General features: G+C 69.9%; 19 protein-coding genes. 10 read left to right on the top strand and 9 right to left on the bottom strand.

Annotated elements, in window-relative coordinates; genetic code table 11:
- Positions 1-24 precede the first annotated feature (24 nt).
- On the top strand, positions 25-2,574 hold the full coding sequence (locus AB0E07_RS10070; protein WP_362248136.1) for a SpoIIE family protein phosphatase: 2,550 nt from the start codon (positions 25-27) through the stop codon (positions 2,572-2,574).
- 63 nt (positions 2,575-2,637) lie between these two features.
- A complete protein-coding gene (locus AB0E07_RS10065) occupies positions 2,638-3,408 on the top strand; it encodes an MBL fold metallo-hydrolase (RefSeq protein WP_362248134.1) in 771 nt (256 codons plus the stop codon).
- Positions 3,409-3,474: 66 nt separating this feature from the next.
- Here AB0E07_RS10065 and AB0E07_RS10060 read toward each other — a convergent pair whose 3' ends face one another.
- Positions 3,475-3,852, bottom strand: coding sequence for a hypothetical protein (locus AB0E07_RS10060; RefSeq protein ID WP_362248132.1), 378 nt, complete (start codon positions 3,850-3,852; stop codon positions 3,475-3,477).
- 542 nt (positions 3,853-4,394) lie between these two features.
- A complete protein-coding gene (locus AB0E07_RS10055; RefSeq protein ID WP_362248130.1) occupies positions 4,395-4,742 on the bottom strand; it encodes a winged helix-turn-helix domain-containing protein in 348 nt (115 codons plus the stop codon).
- Positions 4,743-4,871: 129 nt separating this feature from the next.
- On the opposite strand from AB0E07_RS10055, the gene AB0E07_RS10050 reads away from it, so the two are divergent.
- Positions 4,872-5,618 (top strand): anti-sigma factor antagonist, encoded by a 747-nt coding sequence (locus tag AB0E07_RS10050; protein ID WP_362248128.1) that lies wholly within the window; start codon positions 4,872-4,874, stop codon positions 5,616-5,618.
- Between the two features lie 216 nt (positions 5,619-5,834).
- Entirely contained in the window at positions 5,835-6,158 is a 324-nt protein-coding gene (locus AB0E07_RS10045) for a hypothetical protein (protein ID WP_362248126.1), read from the top strand.
- Positions 6,159-6,263: 105 nt separating this feature from the next.
- Here the strand turns inward: AB0E07_RS10045 and AB0E07_RS10040 are convergent, their stop codons facing one another.
- Complete coding sequence (locus AB0E07_RS10040) at positions 6,264-6,623, bottom strand: HGxxPAAW family protein (protein WP_362248124.1); 360 nt, start codon at positions 6,621-6,623, stop codon at positions 6,264-6,266.
- Positions 6,624-6,772: 149 nt separating this feature from the next.
- Here AB0E07_RS10040 and AB0E07_RS10035 point away from each other — a divergent pair, with 149 nt between their 5' ends.
- Positions 6,773-7,225: a MarR family transcriptional regulator gene (locus AB0E07_RS10035; protein ID WP_362248320.1), complete on the top strand. Its 453-nt coding sequence runs from the start codon at positions 6,773-6,775 to the stop codon at positions 7,223-7,225.
- 44 nt (positions 7,226-7,269) lie between these two features.
- Here AB0E07_RS10035 and AB0E07_RS10030 read toward each other — a convergent pair whose 3' ends face one another.
- The 4 genes from AB0E07_RS10030 to AB0E07_RS10015 all read right to left on the bottom strand — a co-directional run bounded on the left by AB0E07_RS10030 (position 7,270) and on the right by AB0E07_RS10015 (position 11,314).
- Positions 7,270-8,085, bottom strand: a complete 816-nt coding sequence (locus AB0E07_RS10030; RefSeq protein WP_362248122.1) for an ABC transporter permease — start codon at positions 8,083-8,085, stop codon at positions 7,270-7,272.
- A gap of 17 nt (positions 8,086-8,102) precedes the next feature.
- Positions 8,103-8,966 (bottom strand): ABC transporter permease, encoded by an 864-nt coding sequence (locus AB0E07_RS10025; RefSeq protein WP_362248120.1) that lies wholly within the window; start codon positions 8,964-8,966, stop codon positions 8,103-8,105.
- A gap of 9 nt (positions 8,967-8,975) precedes the next feature.
- Positions 8,976-10,175, bottom strand: coding sequence for an ABC transporter substrate-binding protein (locus tag AB0E07_RS10020; RefSeq protein WP_362248118.1), 1,200 nt, complete (start codon positions 10,173-10,175; stop codon positions 8,976-8,978).
- Between the two features lie 65 nt (positions 10,176-10,240).
- Positions 10,241-11,314: an ABC transporter ATP-binding protein gene (locus AB0E07_RS10015; RefSeq protein WP_362248117.1), complete on the bottom strand. Its 1,074-nt coding sequence runs from the start codon at positions 11,312-11,314 to the stop codon at positions 10,241-10,243.
- A gap of 110 nt (positions 11,315-11,424) precedes the next feature.
- Here AB0E07_RS10015 and AB0E07_RS10010 point away from each other — a divergent pair, with 110 nt between their 5' ends.
- Together AB0E07_RS10010 and AB0E07_RS10005 are read left to right on the top strand one after the other, a co-directional pair.
- On the top strand, positions 11,425-12,168 hold the full coding sequence (locus AB0E07_RS10010; protein ID WP_362248114.1) for a GntR family transcriptional regulator: 744 nt from the start codon (positions 11,425-11,427) through the stop codon (positions 12,166-12,168).
- Between the two features lie 27 nt (positions 12,169-12,195).
- The gene (locus tag AB0E07_RS10005; RefSeq protein ID WP_362248112.1) at positions 12,196-12,972 is read left to right on the top strand and encodes a cache domain-containing protein; all 777 of its coding nucleotides are present in this window, start codon (positions 12,196-12,198) and stop codon (positions 12,970-12,972) included.
- Between the two features lie 98 nt (positions 12,973-13,070).
- Here the strand turns inward: AB0E07_RS10005 and AB0E07_RS10000 are convergent, their stop codons facing one another.
- On the bottom strand, positions 13,071-13,331 hold the full coding sequence (locus AB0E07_RS10000) for a hypothetical protein (RefSeq protein ID WP_362248110.1): 261 nt from the start codon (positions 13,329-13,331) through the stop codon (positions 13,071-13,073).
- 157 nt (positions 13,332-13,488) lie between these two features.
- Here AB0E07_RS10000 and AB0E07_RS09995 point away from each other — a divergent pair, with 157 nt between their 5' ends.
- The 3 genes from AB0E07_RS09995 (at position 13,489) to AB0E07_RS09985 (ending at position 17,948) form a co-directional block, all read left to right on the top strand.
- The gene (locus AB0E07_RS09995; protein ID WP_362248108.1) at positions 13,489-14,949 is read left to right on the top strand and encodes a hypothetical protein; all 1,461 of its coding nucleotides are present in this window, start codon (positions 13,489-13,491) and stop codon (positions 14,947-14,949) included.
- Positions 14,950-15,097: 148 nt separating this feature from the next.
- Positions 15,098-17,113, top strand: coding sequence for an NAD-binding lipoprotein (locus AB0E07_RS09990; protein WP_362248106.1), 2,016 nt, complete (start codon positions 15,098-15,100; stop codon positions 17,111-17,113).
- A 178-nt stretch (positions 17,114-17,291) separates the two neighbouring features.
- Positions 17,292-17,948 (top strand): PH domain-containing protein, encoded by a 657-nt coding sequence (locus AB0E07_RS09985; protein ID WP_362248104.1) that lies wholly within the window; start codon positions 17,292-17,294, stop codon positions 17,946-17,948.
- 27 nt (positions 17,949-17,975) lie between these two features.
- On the opposite strand, the gene AB0E07_RS09980 is transcribed toward AB0E07_RS09985, so the two are convergent.
- Positions 17,976-19,391 (bottom strand): glucoamylase family protein, encoded by a 1,416-nt coding sequence (locus AB0E07_RS09980; protein ID WP_362248102.1) that lies wholly within the window; start codon positions 19,389-19,391, stop codon positions 17,976-17,978.
- Positions 19,392-19,399 lie beyond the last annotated feature (8 nt).

The following is a 19,399-nucleotide window of genomic DNA, read 5'->3' as shown; positions in this document are numbered from 1 at the left end:
TCGCCCTGAGGAGTTGGCAGCACAGTGAACCCACCCGAACCCACCGGGAACCCGCCCGGCGACGACGCACTGCTCGCTCCCCCGCACGTCCCGGCCCCCACCTCGGGGGCGCCACGCGGGAACGGAGCCGGCTCGGACGCCGCGCACGCGCCGGAATCGGATGACCCCGCGCCGACTTCGTCCGCGCCCGCCCCGGGTGTCCCGCGTACCGCGGCCGACACCGGTCACGCACCCGCCCGGGCCACCGGTGTCGGACGCCTGGCCGCCACCGTGGAACGGCTGCGCAGGGAGATCCGCGACGCCCACGCGGCCGCCGACGGACGGGCCCTGATCGAACTCGCCAAGGGCGTCCTGGTCGAAAGGCTCCGCTGCACACCGGCCAAGGCTGCCGCCCAGCTCGCCGAACTCGCCGATCAGGCGGGCGTGTCGCAGCTCGAACTGGCCGCGGACATCATCAACCAGGCAGCACGTGACGACGTCGCGGACATCGCCTCCGAGTTCGTCCGCCGCGCCGGCACGGACCAGGACGCGCGCCGGCCCGGACCCTCCGTCGCCGTGCGGCTGCGCACGGCCGAGAGCGCCGCGCTGGCCTCCAGCGACACCCAGGCGGTCGCCGAGTCGCTGCTGGAACACGCCCTCGCCCCCCTCGACGCGACGGCTGTCGCGGTGTGGACCGCGGGTACGGACGGCTCCCTCTCGCTCAGCGGCCACGCAGGGTTCAGCACGCACGAGGCGTCCCGCTGGCGCTACGTCCCGCCCGGTGTGGCCACCGTCGCCCGCCAGGCACTCGGCGAGCGGCGTGCGGTGCACATCCCCTCTCTCGCGCAGGCCGGCATCCCCTCCATCGGCCACCACCCCGCCCAACAAGGCGGCCGGATCGCCCTGCCCGCCGGCACCGGCGGCCGCATCCACGGAGTCCTGGAGATCTGCTGGCCAAAGCCCCTCCCCGACCGCACACCGGCCGTCGACCGCCAGCTCGACGCCCTGGCCGAACTGTGCGCCCACACCCTGGAAAGCGCGCCACCCACCGGCTTCGCCCCGCTCAGCGCGGGGGAAGGCGCCGACGTGTCGGAACTCGTGGAGCTGGCCGAGCAGTTGCACGATCCCGCGCTCGTCCTCGTACCCCACCTCGACGGCGACGGCCACCTCAGCGACTTCCGGGTCCGCCACGCCAACAGCCTCTTCGTCGATCCGGCGGGCCGGCCCCGCAGCGCCGTCAACGGCGCCCTGCTGCTTGAGGCGTACCCCATGGCCGCCGCCGACAGCGAACTCTTCGAGAAGGTCGAACGCGTCTACGCCACAGGAGAGCCGTTCAAGGCCCTCAAGACGACCCTCACCGCGCTCGTCGACCAGGTGCCACTCGACACCGTCGCCGACCTCAGCATCAGCCGCCACGGCCGCGCCGTACTCCTCATCTGGCGCACCGAGGACGAGACGGCCCGCCTGGCCAGCCTGCTCCAGCACGCCCAACGCCTGGGCCGCATAGGAGGATTCGAGGAGAACCTGGTCAGCGGCCAGGTCACCTGGAACGGCCAGCTCTACTCCCTCTACGGCCGAGCCGCCACCGACCGCCCCGTCCACCTGGCGGACCTCTCCGACCACGCGCACGCCGACGACGCCGTCACCATCGGCCGCTTCCTCCAAGCCGTCCTGCACCACCGCCGGCCCGCCTCGACGGCGTTCCGCCTCATGCGCCCCGACGGCGTCACCCGGCACATCCGCGTCATCGCCGAGCCCGTCCTCGACGCCGAGAAGCGGCTCATCGCCGTACGCGGCGCCTACCAGGACATCTCCTCACAGCACTGGACCGAAGTCGCCCTGGCCGCCACCCGCGACCAACTGGAGTACACGGAGAAGGAGTCCGCCGAACGCAACCGGCTCGCCCTTCAGCTCCAGCACGCCATCATGCCGCCCCGCCGGGCCCCGCTCGACGCACCCGGCCTGGAGGTCGCCGTCCGCTACCGGCCGGCCGCCTCGGAGTCCCTCGTCGGCGGCGACTGGTACGACACCGTCGTCCTGCCCTCCGGACGCATCCTGCTCTGCGTGGGTGACGTCGCCGGACACGGCATCGAGGCGGCCACGGGCATGGTCGTCCTGCGCAACGCCCTGCGCGGCCTCGCCGTCACCGGCGCCGACCCCGCCCAGCTGCTTTCGTGGCTGAACACGGTGGCCCACCACCTGACCGAACACGTCACCGCCACCGCCGTCTGCGGCGTGTACGACCCCGGGACCCGGATGCTGCGCTGGGCCAGGGCCGGGCACCTGCCCCCCGTCCTCGTCCGCGGCACCGACGCCTCCACCCTGCCGCTTCCCGGCGGGCTGCTCCTGGGCGCCCTCGGCAACGCCCAGTACGAGGACGTCGACGTCCAACTGGAGCCGGGCGACACCCTGCTGATGTACACCGACGGCCTCGTCGAGCGCCGCGACACCTCCGTCCACGACTCCCTCAACCAGCTCCTCGACACGGCCCGTTCACCGTCGCCGACCCTGGACCGCCGCCTGGACCACCTCCTCACCCACAGCAAGTCCGACACCGACGACGACACCTGCCTGATCGGCGTCAGCGTCGAGTGAGGCGGGCCCGCGCGTTACTGTCCGAAGCCGGGACTCGCCGATCGCGTGTTCTAAAATCTTGAAATGAGCGGCGAACCACTTCACCTCACTGTTCTGGGCTGCGCCACGCCTTACCCGAGCGTGGACAATCCGTGCTCCGGCTATCTGGTGTCGAGCGGAGACACCCGCATCTGGGTGGACGCGGGCAGCGGGACACTCGGCCCGCTCCAGCGTCATGTACGGCTGGATGAGCTCGATGCGATCTGGATCTCGCATCTGCACGCCGATCACAGCGCGGACCTGCTCACCGCGTACTACGGCGCCCTCTACGCGGACATCCGTCTCGCAGCGCCGATCCCTCTCTACGGTCCGCCTGGGATCGCCGACCGGCTGGCCCATTTCCTCACCAACACTCCGGCCCGCAGCCCGATCGAATCCGCCTTCGCCATAACCGAGTTGCACGACGGGCATCAGGCGGCCGTCGGCTCCCTCCGGCTCACCAGCCGGGCGGTGTCGCACGGCATACCCGCCTTCGCCGTGCGCATCGAGGCGGCGGGCAGGTCACTGGTGTACTCCGGAGACACGGCACCGTGCCCGAGTCTCACGGAGCTGGCCGAGGGCTGCGACGTGCTGCTGTGCGAGGCCGAGAGCGCGCAGGCGCCCGCCGAGGGCGAACAGGTGCACCACACGCCCGAGGACGCCGGTGACACGGCCGCCAAGGCCGGGGCGGGACGCCTGATCGTCACCCACGTCGGGCGCTTCCTCACCCCGCGGCAAGCGGTGGAGCGTGCCTCGGCACGGTTCGACGGTCCTGTCGACTATGCCGCCCCCGATAGCACCTTCTCTGTCGGCTAGTGCCGCCCGGCGAACCTCGCAAGTGAACCAACGGGATCCTGTTGCGGGGCATTCGCCGCAAGCGCATCAGACGCGCACTCCCGCACGCTCCAACGCCTTGCGGGCGGCGAGGCTACCCGCGATCTTGAACGCCAGATCGTGAGAGCCGAACGAGTCGGCGCGGGCGCGCCGCAGTACCACCCGGGTGGCAATGACCAGCCCGTGCCCCGGCACGTGCAGCTGTTCCCTGATCCCTTCAGCAGCGGCCGCGAAGAAGCGAGGCAGAGCCTCGGCAGGTTCGTACTCCACCGTGAGCCCTTGATCGACCACGAAGACGAAGCCCTCGGCCGCGGGTTCGAAGTCCACCTCGATTTCCGCGAAATGCGGCGCGCAGCTGTGTTTGACATGGAGTACCCGCACACCACGCATCGGATACGGAGGAAACCTGGGCGGCTCGGGCATCATGCCGGAACGCTACCTCCTGCCTTCCCGTCCGCCTCGGCCTGGTAAGAGCGGAACGCTCTTTGCGACCCATACCGCGTTTCGGCTCAGCGTATCCAGTCGTCCCTGGCGACGGAGTTCGGCGCGGGCGGTGGGCACCGCCTCAGCCGCACGGGCCGAGCAGGGATGCCGACACAGCCACACCGACAGCGCGCAATGGCGACACCGCAGGACCCTCGTGCGCAAGGGACCGGGTGCGGCAGAACCCGGAGCCCGCCGCGATCCAGTTGCTCGACATGATCCGGGACCACCTCTTCCGACCTCCCACGCTCCTGCCCCATGGGCACCGGACGGCACGGCCGCGAACGGGCCATCGACGAGGTCGTGCTGACCATTGCGGCCGGCCCCATACGCCACCTCGCACCGGCCGCGCCCGCCCGGCCCCAAGTCGGTTCCCGCGTTGGGGCATCGGGCCCCCTGGACTGAGCAGGGTCCCACCACGCCGCCCGGCCGACGGTCACGCGACGTGCGGTCGCGGGACGTCGCAGGACTGGACGACGGTCCGCCTACCGTCGGCCGTCCGGGTCCGCGTCGGCGCCAGTGGTGGTGTCGACGCGGTCATGCCGGACCAGCAGGGCCAGCAGGCCGGCGACGGTCGCCTCGCCGTCCGCGGGATGGCGCAGCACGGTGCCGGGTGAGACCCGGTAGAGATTGGAACGGCCTTGACGGACATGGGTCAGGTAACCGCCCTCTTCGAGGTCGGCGATGATCCGCTGGACCGCCCGCTCGGTGAGCCGGCAGCGCGCGGCGATGTCACGGATACGCGTGGTGTCGTCCTCGGCGACGGCGGCCAGCACCCGCGCATGGTTGGTCAAAAACGTCCAGCCCGCATATGGCTCTGCGACTCCGTCCATACCCACAGGGTAGGGCGCGCGTTTCACGCTTTCAAAAGCACGACTTCTATTTCATGTATCAGTTGACGTACGAGGTGGGGGCGGGGATGCTGGAACAGGCACGGAAGGACGGATGCTCGGGAGTCATCCATGGATCACGTAACCGCCCTATCAGGCGATCAGGAGCAGTGCACCGACTGCGGCACTCCGCGACGCCCTGCCCACTCCCTCCCCACGCTGTCGCTCACCCTCCACACCGGCGCGCACGGTCGGCACACGCTGGTCACGGCATCCGGTGAGATCGACTACAACAGCAGCCCCGCGCTGGGGAAGATCCTTCACGACGCGCTGGAGCGGTCCACGGAGGGCGTGGAAGTCGACCTCGCCGAGATCGCGTTCTGCGACTGCTCCGGCCTGAACATCCTCCTGAAGGTGCGCCGACGAGCCCGCGAGGCCGCCAAGACCCTCACCGTCCGGGTCTCCAGCCCGGTCGTGCGACGACTGCTGGAGCTGACCGGCACCCTCGACATGCTCACGGCAGCGGACTCGGCATCGACAGCCGGCGCAGAGGACGACGGGCCACGGCGCCCACTGGGCCCGGAGCACGACGCGGCGGGCGAGGCGGGCGCCGCCATGAGGACAGAGAACGACCAGTTGCGGCGTGCCATGCAGACCCGCCCGGCCATCGACATCGCCCGCGGCATCCTCATGGCCTCCTATCGCATCAGCGCCGACCAGGCATGGCACGTCCTGGTGAGCACCTCGCAGAACAGCAACACCAAACTCCACCTGCTCGCCGAGACACTCCTCAACACCGTGCACGGCGAGAAGCTGCCCGAGCCGCTCGCCGGCCACCTGGCACAAGCCTTGCGGGAACACGGCAGCCGCTTGCCATGACAGACCGTGGCTGACCTCGACTCCACGGCCGACGCCCACAGGAGCCCGAGGGCGAGCATGCACAGGGCACCGACGATGTCGCCGCGCACCCAAGGTGCTCCATACATGTATCCTGCCGGGTGAGTTGCCGGGGGCGTGGGCCAACAGGCCCGGATTCAGCGGGGGAACGTGGTGCGCGCACTCAAGACGCTTGTCCCAGTCCTTGCCCTGGCGGCATTGGCAGGGTGCTCCTCGGACGACGGCACGGACGAGGAACTGCTGACAGAACTGCGGAAGAGCTACTGCCAGCAACTGGGCGTGTGGCAGCGGGCACGGGACGCCGCGGCCGCGGCGACGGCAGGGTCACCCGAGCAGGAGGAGGCCGAGTCCGCTGCCCAGGGCGCCCTCCTCGCAATGCATCCACTGCGGGACGAGGACGTGAGCGGAGGCCAGTCGCTGGGTGAGGAAACGGCGTTGGCGATCAGCAACGGTGACGGCAACGCGGAGGGGCACGTCGTGCAGTACTGCGGCGAAGCCGGCTTCGAGACGCTCACACGCTAGCCAGTAGACACCCCACCTCGCCAGACACCCCACCTCGCTCGAGTCGCCCCCCCCCAGCACAGTCGCCTCGCGCGCATCACGCACCGTCCTCGGCGATGCCCTGCCTCAGGCCTCGGAAACGGCAGGTTCCAGGCGCCGCGCACCGCGTCGGCGCGCGAGCCGCCGCCCCGCGAGGCGGCAGCCGAGGCAGTCACCGTGGCCGTTGCGGGCGCCGAGATCCCTGACTCGCCAGTCCCACTGGTCGACGGGGCGAGGGCCGCTCGGTTTGCCCCAGCCCGCCAGGTGGAGAACCCAAGTGGCCAGCAAGGCCAGAACCAGCACTGCCACTCCCGCGCACGCCACGAGTCCTGATGTGACCACCACGCCGAGACCGCACAGCCCGAACCCCAGCGACGCGATGCCCACGCCCGTCCATCCCGCGACGGTGTGGCCCAGGTCGTAGTCTTCATCACCATGGATGAACATGATCGCGCTCCTTGAGATCCGTGAAGCTGCAGCCCCGGACAGCCCAGCAATATCTTAGCTCGCGAGCTAATTAACTTAGACACTAAGGGAAACGTGTGAGTGGCAGCAAGCCGCGCCCGGCCGCGACGGCAGCAGAGGCGCTCTACGCCATGGACCGGATGATCGCCACCGCCCAGTTCGGGCAGCAGGACGTCGCCCGACGACTCGGCCTCAACGTCACGGACCTCACCTGCCTGGGCTTCCTCATCGAGGCCTCCACAGCAGGCGAGTCACTGGTCGCCGGCGACCTGGCAGAACGGGCCAGACTCACCACGGGAGCGGTCACGGGAGTGCTGAACCGCCTGGAGAAGGCGGGCTTCATCCGGCGCACCCCCGACCCGGACGACCGCCGACGCGTGTACGTGGTCATGGAGGAGACGGCCCAGGAACGCATCCTTGAGGTGTACGGCCCGCTCTACCAGCGCCTGGCCGCCCTCTTCGGCGACTACGAAGCCGACGAGATCGCCGCGCTGACGGACTGGTTCACCCGCGCCCGCACGCTGTTCGACGAGGCCCTGCACGACATCCGGCAGGCGATGACGGCCGATCTGCCGACCGACTGAACCCAACCGATTTCACGTACGCCCTCCTTGCTCTGCGGTTCCCCTCAAACCCGCCCCCCGCTGGCCGAGTCCGCCGACAGGCGCTGGGCGATGTAGATCGGGACGACCGACAGCAGGACGAGTGCCGCGGCGACCACGTTGACCACCGGTGCCTGTTGGGGGCGGGTCATGTTGTTGAAGATCCAGACGGGCAGGGTCTCGACGCCGGGTCCGGCGGTGAAGGTGGTCACCACGATCTCGTCGAAGGAGAGCGCGAAGGAGAGCAGCGCGCCCGCGAGCAGCGCCGAGCGGATCATGGGGAAGGTGACGTCGACGAAAGCGCGGAAGGTGTGCGCGCCGAGGTCCATGGCCGCTTCCTCGTAGGAACCGGAGGTGCGGCGCAGTCGGGCGACGACGTTGTTGAAGACGACGACGATGCAGAAGGTGGCGTGTCCGACGACGACGGTGAAGAGTCCGAGGCCGACCCCGAGGGGTTCGAGTACCGTGCTGAACGCCGAGTTGAGGGCGATTCCCGTGACGATGCCGGGGAGCGCGATGGGCAGGACGACGACGAACGAGATGGTGTCGCGGCCGAAGAAGCGGTGCCGGGCGACGGCGAAGGCGATGAGTGTGCCCAGGACCAGGGCGATGGCGGTGGCGCCGAGACCGGCCTTGACCGAGACCCACAGGGCCTCCCGGGCACCGTCGTTGTCCCAGGCGACCGACCACCAGTGCAGCGTCAGCCCCGGTGGCGGCCAGCTCGCGCTGCGCTCGGGGTTCAGGGAGTTGACGAGGACGAGCAGCAGCGGGACGTAGATCACCGCGAAGCCGAGGGCGGCGGTGATCCGCAGCGCGATCCGTGCGGAGCGGGAGAGTTGCATGCGGGGAGGACCCTCCTCTACAGGCTGCTGAGCGCGCCCGTGCGGCGGATCGCCAGCAGGTACACGACGATGACGGCGACGGGGACCATGCCGAGCGTCGCGGCCATGGGCAGGTTGAGTTCGATGTTGGAGTACACGAGGTTGCCGATCAGCTGGGTCTTCCCGCCGACGACCTGGACGGTGATGTAGTCGCCGAGGCTCAGCGAGAACGTGAACACCGACCCGGCGGCCACCGACGGGAGCACCATCGGCAGCATCACCGAACGGAAGGTGCGCCCCGCCCGCGCCCCGAGGTCCGAGGAGGCGTCGAGCAGGTTGGCGGGCAGTTGCTCCAGCGCCGTGTGGATGGGCAGGACCATGTACGGCAGCCAGAGGTAGGTCAGGGTCATCACGGTGGCCGGCAGCCCGTATCCGGGGCCGTCGAGTCCGAACGGTTTCAGGGTCCAGTCGGCGAGGCCGCCCTCGGAGAGGATGAGCCGCCACGCGTACACCTTGACCAGGTAACTCGCCCACAGCGGGGTGAGGATGGCGACCACGAGCAGCGGTCGCCACTTGGGGCGGGCGACGCGCGCGGTGTAGAAGGCGAGCGGGAAGGCGATCACCGCGCACAGGGCGGTCACGGCCAGCGCGACGCCGACGCTGCGCAGGATCACCTGCCCGAAGACCTCGGTGGTGAACAGGGCGTGGAAGTTGTCGGTCGACCAGACCTTGACGACTTCCGAGGTGAAGGAGTCCGTCGTCCAGAACGCGGAGACGAACAGGACGCTCAGCGAGCCGAGATAGAGCACGGCCAGCCACAGCAGGGGCGCGGTCAGCAGGAGCGAGAGCCTGAGGCGGGGGCGCCGGTGCAGCGCCCCCGCGGTCCGGGTGAGCGGTGGCATGGATTCAGGTCAGCCCTTGATCTCGGTCCAGGCCTGGACCCACTGGGCGTAGGGCACGCACTTGACGTCGGTGCGGCCGTCCAGGCACTGCTCGATGGGCGTGTTCCAGAAGGCGATGTTCTTCCAGTAGCTCTCGTCGGTGGCGTGGTAGGTCGCGCAGAAGTTCTTCTCGCTGGTCAGTTCGCACGCCTTCGCGTTGGCGGGCGCCTCGCCGAAGTACTCGGCGACCTGGGCGTTGACCTCGGGCGAGATGATCCAGTCGAGCCACTTGTAGGCACAGTTGGGGTGCTCGGCCTTGGCGGAGATCATCCAGGTGTCGGACCAGCCGGTCGAGCCCTCCTCGGGCACGAACGCCTTGACCTCGGCGCCCTCGGCCGCGGTGAGGTTCGCGATGACCTGCCAGGTGGTGCCGATGACGGAGTCGCCGCTCTTGAAGGCGGAGATCTCCTTCAGGTAGTCGCTCCAGTACTCGCCGATGTGCGTGTTCTGCTGCTTGAGCAGGTCCACGGCCGCGTCGAACTGCTTCTGGTCGAGGGCGTAGGGGTCCTTGATGCCCAGGTCGGGCTGTGCGGTCTTCAGGTAGAGCGCGGCGTCGGCGATGTAGATGGGTGAGTCGTACGCGGTGACGTTGCCCGTGTACGTCGAGGCGTCGTCGAAGACCGCGGCCCAGGAGGTCGGTGCCGGGTCGACCTTCTCGGTGTTGTACATGAGGAGGTTGGCGCCGCGGCCGTGCGGGATGCCGTACATCTGGCCGTCGACGGAGTTCCAGGAACCGTCCTTCAACCCGCTGAAGACGTCCTTGTAGTTGGGGACGAGGTCGGTGTTGACGGGGACGGCGTCACCGGAGGCTATGAGGCGCAGGGACGCGTCGCCGGAGGCGGAGACGGCGTCGTACTGGCCGGTCTTCATGAGCTTGACCATCTCGTCGGAGCTGGCCGCGGTCTTGGTGTTGACCGAGCAGCCGGTCTGCTTCTCGAAGTCGCTGACCCAGTCGACCTCGGGGTCGTTGGAACCGTCCTCGACGTAGCCGGCCCAGGCGATCAGGTTGACCTCGCCCTCGGTCTCGCCGAGCTTCGACTGGGCTTTCAGGTCTGGGGGGTTGAGCCCGGTGGAGGAGGAACTGCGCGAGGAGTCGGAGGATCCGCAGGCGGCGGCCGCGAGGAGCAGGGTGGCGGCTGCGGCGGCCTGGAGAGAACGGGCGAGGCGCACGGCGTGGTCCATTCGTGAGGGAAGGGGGGCGGCGGTAGGGATGGTGCGGGGACGGGGGTGGTCGGTCAGTCGGGGACCTGGACGGCGTGGCGGTGGTGCCAGCGCAGGCGGACGCGGGTGCCGCGGTAGGCGGCGACGTCCTCGGAGGTGGTCTCCAGGTTCTGCTGGAGGGCGGTGAGGCGGCCGCCGTCGTCGAGGTCGACGAGGAAGCGGGTGGCGTCGCCGAGGTAGATCACCTCGGTGACCGTGCCGGTGGCGGTGGCGTGCTCGGGCTGGGCGTCGCCGCCCGCGTCGGCGGCGGTGCCCTCCTCCCCCGCCGGCTCCTTGAGGACGCGGATCTTCTCCGGCCGGATGCTGTAGGTGCCGGCCGCTCCGACGATCCGCTGGGCGGACTCGCCGGTGAGGAGGTTGGAGGTGCCGACGAAGGACGCCACGAAGGGGGTTGCGGGGCGTTCGTAGATCTCGGCCGGGGTGCCGACCTGTTCGATGCGGCCCTGGTTGAAGACGGCGATGCGGTCGCTCATCGTCAGGGCCTCCTCCTGGTCGTGGGTGACGAACACGAAGGTGATGCCGACCTCGCGCTGGAGCGCCTTGAGTTCGACCTGCATCTGTTCGCGCAGTTTGAGGTCGAGGGCGCCGAGGGGTTCGTCGAGCAGCAGGACGCGGGGGCGGCCGACGAGGGCGCGGGCGAGGGCGACGCGCTGACGCTGGCCGCCGGAGAGCTGGGCGGGGCGCCGGTCGCCGTAGCCTTCGAGTCGGACCTCGGCGAGGGCCTTGTGGGCACGCGCGAGCCGTTCCGCCTTGGGGACTTTGCGGATCTTGAGCGGGTAGGCGACGTTCTGCTCCAGCGTCATGTGCGGGAACAGGGCGTAGTCCTGGAAGACGGTGTGGACGTCCCGCTCGAAGGGGGCCAGACGGGTGACGTCCTGGCCGGCGAGTTCGATGGCGCCGCCGGTGGGGGCCTCGAACCCGGCGATCATGCGCAGGACCGTGGTCTTGCCGGAGCCGGAGGGGCCGAGCATGGAGAAGAACTCCCCGTCCCGGATCTCCAGGTCGACTCCGGAGACGGCCTCGGTCCGGCCGAAGGACTTGCGCACGTCCTGCAGCCGGATGGCGGTCCGGACGGAGTTGCCTCCCATGAGGAACCTTTCTGAGCGGTCTCGCGTTGAACCGAAAGATATGAAGTCATAGTTCAAATCTCAAGACCCGGCTAAGGTAAAGACTCGATCAAGCAGTAGGGGTGGAGGCTGTGCGACAGGAAGCGAGCGGAGCACGCCGGGCCGTTTTCGTGCCCGTCGACTCCGAGGGACGCGTGGACGTGGTCGTCCGCCGTCTGGGCAACGCCATCGAACTCGGACTGCTCGAAGACGGCGAACAACTGCCCGGGGAGCTCGAACTGGCCTCCCTGCTGGGCGTCTCCACCGTGACCTTGCGGGAAGCGCTGGTCACCCTCAGGAACCGCGGTCTGGTGACCACGAGGCGCGGCCGGGGCGGCGGCAGCTTCGTGACCCTCCCCGACGCTCCCGCCGACGAACGTCTCAACGCGCAGTTGGCGGACTGGAGCACGGAGGAACTGCGCGACCTCGGGGACCACTGGGCCGCCGTCTCCGGAGCCGCGGCCGCACTGGCCGCCCAGCGCACCGAGCCCGGCGACCTCACTCCCCTACGGCGTTCGGTGACCGACCTCGCCCACGCTCGGGAACCGGCCGAACGCGCCAGGATCTACGGCCGGTTCCACGTCGAGGTCGCCGCGGCGTCCCAGTCGGCACGCCTGACCCGCACGGCGATCTCCCTCCAGGCCGAGGCCGGCGCGCTGATGTGCCTGGTGCTCGCCGACGACTCCTACGCCGAACAGGTGCGTCTCCGTCACAGCGGTGTAATCTCCGCCCTGCAGGATGGGGCGGGCGATCAGGCGAGGTCCGCCATGGAAGAGTGCGCGCGGACCTCCGTGGCGCACCTTGTGCAGCTCCGCCTCCACTCGCTGCCGGAGTGACGAGGCTCCGCTCGAAGGAGGCTCCCCATGGCCGGCGGTCTTCGCACCACGCCACCAGACCTGGTCGACGTGGCACTTCTCGCGGAGGTCTCGCACGCCGTACGGGATGTCGTCGAAGCCGTCTTCGCCACGGTCACGGAGACCGCGGCGGCCTGCGAGGCCCTCCTCGCCGCAGTGTCGGCAGAGGGGCGCCGCCCGAACTCCGCGGACCTCGCCGCGCTCCGACCCGACCTGCACAGCCGCCTGCACCGCCACGAACTCGTCTCCGGCCTGGGCTTCGTCGCCGCCACCGACCTCCTGACCGACACCACCGGCTGGCTGGAGTGGTGGCAGATCGACGCGACCGGACGGGTCACGCCACTCGTCCTCGACGGCTCCCACTCCCCCTTCGCCGACTACACGCACTGGGACTGGTACGCCCGCCCCCGCGACACCGGCCGCCGCATCGTCGCCGGCCCGTACGTCGACTACCTCTGCTCCGACGAGTACAGCCTCACCCTCTCCCTGCCCGTCTCCCTCGACGGCCGCTTCGCCGGAGTCGCCGCGGCGGACGTGTACCTGCGGCACTTCGAAGCAGCCACCGCACCCTTCCTGCGGCGCCTTCCCGTACCGGCCAGAGTGGTCAACTCACGCGGCCGCGTGACGGCTTCGACCGACCCGCACCACCTCGTCGGCTCTCTCACCAAGGGGTTCGACTCCACTCCGCCCGCGGCGGTGCAGCCGCCGACTCCGGCCGTCCACAACGGACTTGCGCTGCTGCCCTGCGCGGGGACCTCACTGCTGCTGGTGACGTCGGCGCACTGACCGGCGCCGCTTCCACGGGGAGGTGCTGCGCGCGATGACGGCGGAACCACGCACGGTGCCCGCACCGATAGCGCGGGCACCGGACACAGGGGAATCAGTCAGCGTAGTCGGGGGCGATCCCGCTGTACGAGGCTGAGCATGGCCTGCCAGGCCAGGTCGTACGCCTGGTCGCCCTGGAGGTCTGATCCGTGCTCCTCGCCGTTGAGTTGGCGGGCCGTGGGTTCGCACACCTCGGCGGGCGGGAGGGTGAGAGGGGTGCCGGTGGACTGGGCAGTGACCTGGATCCGGCATGCCCTTTCCAGGTAGTGGGGCAGCCCCGTCAGACCACACCCACTCGGTTCACCCTCTGTCGAACTCACCGCACTGGCCGTACACTGTCAACTAGGGGAAATTCAGGCGTGATTGACTGGGGGAGCCGTCATGTCCTGGGACCAGAACCCGCGTCCTGACTTCGTTGCACCGCCCATGCCGAGCGCACCACCACCCGCTCCGGCGGACCCGTGGCGAGCCTTCGCCGTGGGGTTCTTGAACCTCAGCGGCCTGGGGCTGGGCTACGCCGTCCTGCGCCGCTGGGGGTTGACGCTCGCGTGCCTGATCGCCACCGGGATCCTGCTGGTGGTGGCACTGCCCGCAGATCCCAACGGGATTCCGGGCGCACTGCTCGTCCTGTACCTGATCCTGCTGGTGGCGGCAGCCGCGCACGGCGCGTGGCTGGGCCTGCGAACGCGCCTCGCCTGGCTGCCGAGCGCACTGGTCGCGGCGGTACTCAGCGTCGTCCTGCTGGCCGTGCCCGCGGGCGGATACGTCTGGTACGACCAGGCACGGGACGAGGCCACCCAGCAGATGCTCCTGGACCGGCTCGCCGAGGCGGACGAACTGGTCAAGGAGAACGGGACGATGGACTTCGAGGCGGCGGAACCCGACTTCCGCAAAGCCCTTGCCATCTACGACGGCCTGACTACGGACCACCCGTCGTCGCGGGCCGCCGCCCAGGTGCCGGAGCGCCTCCGGACCTACTACACCACCGTCTCCGCCGCGTACACGGCGGAGCAGTACTGCCAGGCCGTGGCGCCGCTGAAGTACCTGCGCACGGTGCCGCGCACCATGGACGAGAAGACGCTCGGCACCCTGTCCACCTGGCCGGACGACCGGCTGGCCACCTCGCTCTACGAGTGCGGGGCCGAATCAATGAGCGCCGACAGCTCCTCCTGGACCACACAGTGGGACGAGCTGCTGACGACGTTCCCCAGGTCCGAGCAGGCCCAGAAGGTGGGGTCCGCGATCGACGCGGAGGTCAGCGACGCCGTCAAGGCCGTGGACGGCAGTGACCCCTGCGCGGCCGTCGAACGCCTGGACTCCCTGTCCACCCAGATTCGCGGCGTATCGGGGGAAGAGGCCGGACTCACCGACACGCTCGACCAGGCCGCCGACCGGGCGCACCGAAACGCCGCATCGGGGACGTACGACTGCGGTGTCGACCAGTACAAGGACGGCAGCTTCAGCGAGGCCGTCACCACCATGAACACGTTCATCAAGGACAACCCCAGCAGTTCGAAGAAGAGCCTCGCACGGAAGGTGGCCATCGCCGCGGAGGTCGCCCAGACGGTACCCGCGGCCGGCAAACGACTGCCGACCACCCGATCCGGCGGCAGCATCACCGTCACGGTCAAGAACGACAGCCCCGACAACATCACCGTCCTCTACACCGGCCCGGTGACCGGAAGCTTCACCCTCAAGGCGTGCGGCAGCTGCTCCACCTACTCCGCGCTGGGCAGCTCCCTCGGCTTCAACACCAAACCGTGCAGCGACACCAGCAAGAACTACCCGCAGAAGACCATCCAACTGCCCGCCGGCACGACCTACTTCGTCCACAAGTCCCAGGACGGCATCGGCAACACCCCGGCCTCGGACACCGCCAAGCTGGAATCGGGCTACATCTACACCGAGTGCGCCTACACGACGAGCTTCGGCTACTGACCGAGAGGGACCGTCTCCGTCGACGCCACTCCTGGCAGTGTTTCGCCCCCTCCTCGCAGCTCGAAAGGATGAATGTCCCGGTGGGACGGCGTGTCGCCGGTGCCGGATTCTGCACGCTTCGACTCCGAACTCCGTGTGAGGAGGACAGGTGGCGGATGCGGGACGGCGTCAGGAAACGCCTCACTTACGGGACCGGGCGCGGTACCTCTTCGACAGGACGCTGGCCCGCAGCACCGCGGCCCTGCTCGGCTGGCTCGCCCTGGGCTGTCTGACCCTCGTCGTCCCGGTGAGCGCCCTCATGGTGTGGACGGACCCACAGGCGCCCAGCTCACTGACGGGCCGCCTCACCGCCGTATGGCGCACGAGTGCCGAGACTCTGCGGTTGAGCGGAGTGACAGGGGCCCCGCTACGGATGCTGCTCGCCGCGGTACTCGGCCTGATCGCCCTGTTGTGCGTGTCGACAGTCATCGGGGTCATCACCACGGGCCTGGGCGACCGGCTGGCGGAGCTGCGCCGGGGCCGCTCCACCGTCCTGGAACACGACCACACCGTCGTGCTCGGCTGGTCCGAACAGGTCTTCACCGTCGTGGCCGAGCTGTTCGCGGCCCAGTCCGGGCGCGGCCGCCACGTGGTCACCGTGCTCGCGGAGCGGGACTCGGCCGACATGCACACCGAACTCACGACCGCGCTCGGCATCGCGGACGCCTCCCGGCTGGTGTGCCGCACCGGTGCCCCGACCGACCCGGACGCACTCGCACTGGTCACTCCGGGCACGGCACGGTCGGTACTGATCCTTCCCTCCGACGGCGCCGACGCCGACGCGCGAGTGATCCGTACCCTCCTGGCACTGCGCGCCCTGCTGGGTACGCAGCCAGGGCCCCGGCTGGTGGCAACCGTGCGCGACGGCCATCACCTGCCCGCCGCGCGCCTCGCGGCCAGACCCCGGGGCACCCTCCTTGAGGCCGACCGGACCACGGCCCGGCTACTCGTGCAATCGGCACGTCAGCCCGGCCTGCCGGCCGCGCTGCGCGACCTCCTCGACTTCTCCGGAGCGGAGTTCCACACCCTCCACGTCCCCGGTCAAGTGGACCGGCCGTACGAGCAGTTGGCCCTGTCCTTCGAGGACGCCTGCGTGGTCGGGATCCTGCGCGCCGACGGCACGCCTCACCTCACCCCACCCCGGGACACCGTGCTCCGTCCCGGCGACCGACTGGTGCTGGTCGCCCACGACGACCAGCCGACCGTCGCCTACTGCCGTGGACACATCGACGCGCGAGCCCTCGCACCCGCCGGCGAACGAACCGACGGCCCCGTACGAACCCTCATGCTGGGCTGGAATCGCAGGGCACCGTTCGTCCTCGACATCCTGCGCCGGACCTCCCCACCAGGCTCCGTCCTCGATGTCGTCACGGACCCGGACGCGGCCCCGCCCGAGGCGGTCCCACACCCACAACGCTTCGACAGCACAAGCCGGCTCCGCGTCCGTCACCGCACCGGCGACCACACCCACTTCCCCACCCTCCGCGCCCTGGACCCCTCCGGCTACGACAGCGTCATCGTCCTGCGGGACGAGAACCCACCCGCCCCCGCACAACCTGACGACAAAACCCTGCTGACCCTGCTGATGCTCAAGGCACACGAGGAGGAGACAGGCCGACGTATCCACGTGGTGGCCGAGTTGCACGACCACCGCAGCCGGCTCCTGGCGTCTCTCGGCCCCACGTCGGATGTCGTCGTCCGCGGTGAACTGACCGCCCTGCTGATGACCCAGATGTCCCACAACCCCTCGCTCATCGCCGTGTTCGAGGAGATCTTCACCGCACGCGGCGGAGCCCTGGCCCTCCGCCCCGCCACCGACTACGTCCGCCCCGGCCTCGAAGCGTCCTTCGCGACACTCACAGCGGCCGCGCTCTCGCGGGGAGAGGCCGCGATCGGCTACCGGACCCACGATCCCTGCGCGGGCCCCTCTGCGGAACAGATCCGTCTGTGTCCCGGACAGTGCGAGCGACGGGTCTGGACGGCCCAGGACGAACTACTGGTGCTGACTCCGGGACACGGCATCACCCCCGCCGACGACACCGACCCGCTGCCCCTCCCCCTCGCTCGCGGCGCCCACCACGAAGACGACTCCACGGACCGAGCCCCGACACCGCCCAACGCATAAGCGTTGCCGGCGCTGGAAGACTCCGCCACCACCGCCGGGATGCACGCCTTCCCGCCAGGCGTTACCCCGCACCGCAGGCTGTGACGGCTCCCCACAGGTTCCCGCCCTACGATCACCCCGACAGCAGGGAGGGATCATGGGCGGGGACATCATCAGGGAGTATCACCAGCCTCGAAGTGTGCCGGGACTGATCTCTTTCGCTGCGGGCTGCACACTCCTGAACAACCTGTTTCAACTGACCCAGAGCACGGACACCACCCCGCTGTGGGGACGGATGGGGCTCATGGTGCTCACCGTGGCGGTGTTCTGCCAGATGTTCCTGCACTCGCGGCGCTCGGGCACGCGGGTCGCCGTCGACGGCATCCGCGTACGTGGGGCAGTCCTGGAGCGGCGCTGGGCCTGGCCCGACATCTACGACATCCGCGCCGAGTCCATGCCTCGGGGAAGCGCCGCGCAGGGACGGAAGTTCATCGCTCATCTCTACGACACCGCCGGGCGCCGCTTCGTCCTGCCCTCCCTCGACGACCGCCTGCTCGCCGACCTACTGGCCGAGGTCGCCGAGCTGCGGGAGGTTGCGGGGCAGCAACGCGCGGCGCCCTTCGAACCCCTGCCGGACGTCGAGGCGCTCGTCCGGAAGCGGGCCGCGCACCGCAAGGCGTGGGAGCGGGCCGCCGCCGGTACCTTGGTCACCCTCATGTGCACCTTCCTGACGTGGTTGGTGCGCGCGTTCACCTCGGCGGCGGTACCACCGGTCCAGATGTACTTCGTCTACGCGCCCCTCACCACGTTCGTCCTCCTGGCCGCTCTCTTCCATTGGCGGGCAAGCCGCCCCTAGGACTCTGCCCTCGGAGCGGCCCTCGCGTCAGATCGAGAACCTCTCCTTGTGCAGCAGCGGCCTGACGCGGCTGGTGAATCCACCGGTTCGGAAGGGGGTCTGGAGCAGGCCCGGCTTCAGGCGCTGGGCCAGGGCGGCGGTGATCATGCCCTGGTCGAGGGCCAGTACGAAGTCGCTGACACGGCCGGTGGTCACGTCGATCGAGTCGCGGAATCCGTAGCGGTCGTCGTAGCAGCCGAAGGCGCGGTCCAGGCCACGGAGGTTGCTGATGGCCTCGGTCGGGGCCTGCGTGAGGGCGAGGAAGGAGGCGTGCGGGGTGACCACGCCGAGCGAGTGGTAGCCGTCCTCCTGCATACCGATGGCGTCGACTCCGTACTCGCGGTAGCCGCCCTCGGGGATCGAGGCCGGGGAGAAGCCCCAGTAGCCGTATCCCGCCTCGTCCAGGCCGTGTTCGATCTGGCTGCGGACGAAACGGCGGTGGGTGACGCCCCAGGAGCCAGGTGACCATTCCGGCTCGGGCACGAACAGCGGGACCATGAGCGCCTCGAACATGGAGCCGCCCCAGGTGGGCACCAAGTCGCGCCCGCGGTAGGAGTAGTGGCCCTCCCAGACCCGTACGCCGTCGATCTCGGTGTACTCGCCTCCGGGTTCCTGTTCCTGGCCCGCGCCGGGCAGCAGGGTGCGGAACAGGTGCCAGTAGTGGTCCCCGGGCAGCGAGCCGTCCGCGATACCCAGGTAACTCGCCATGCGAGGTTCGGTGTTGAGGGCTCCGTAGTGGTGTCCCGTGGGCTCGCCCTTGCCCGGCTTGTCGGGCCAGTAGCCGCCCCGGAGTTGGCCGGGACCGGCGACCGGGTCCGCGGGGTCGTACGGGGTGTAGTAGTACGACCAGTCGGCGTCCGCGAGGAGTGCGGCGACCCGGGGGCGCAGCCGCGGATCGGCGTGGGCGGCGATCCGCAGTCCGGTCACCAGCCAGGCGTTGTCGACGGTGGACAGGAAGGGGCGGATCGTGTCGCCCGTCTCGGGCCAGGTCGTCAGCAGGGAGCCGTCGTGGGCGTCGTACCAGTTGAACCAGAACCCATGGGCCCGCTCCAGCCGTTCGACGGCGCTGAGCGCCCGGTCGAGGCGGTCGTGCATGGTCGTCGCGGAGATCACGCCGAGTCCGGCGGCGGCGACGGTGGACCACAGGCCGCAGCCGATGTTGGTCGGGGAGGTCTGCGCGGAGGGCGCGGGGGTGCCACTGCCGCTGACGTCGATCTTGTCGGCGGCGAGGCCGAGTTCGGTGGTCATGGCCTCCATGGAGCGGTAGGTCGCGGTGAACCACCGTCGCAGCAGGCGGTCTTCGGCGTCCACGCCGAGCGCCGGGCCGGCGGCCTGGGCGGCGTACGGGGTCGCGCAGGTGACGGTGGCCGCGGTCGCGGCGGTCAGGAAGGTTCGGCGGTTCATCGGATCTG

The sequence above is a fragment of the Streptomyces sp. NPDC048002 genome (assembly GCF_040653275.1).
In the GTDB taxonomy this organism is placed as follows: domain Bacteria; phylum Actinomycetota; class Actinomycetes; order Streptomycetales; family Streptomycetaceae; genus Streptomyces.
Note: the sequence above shows the minus strand (reverse complement) of the source record. Positions and strands in the feature narration are given on the sequence as shown.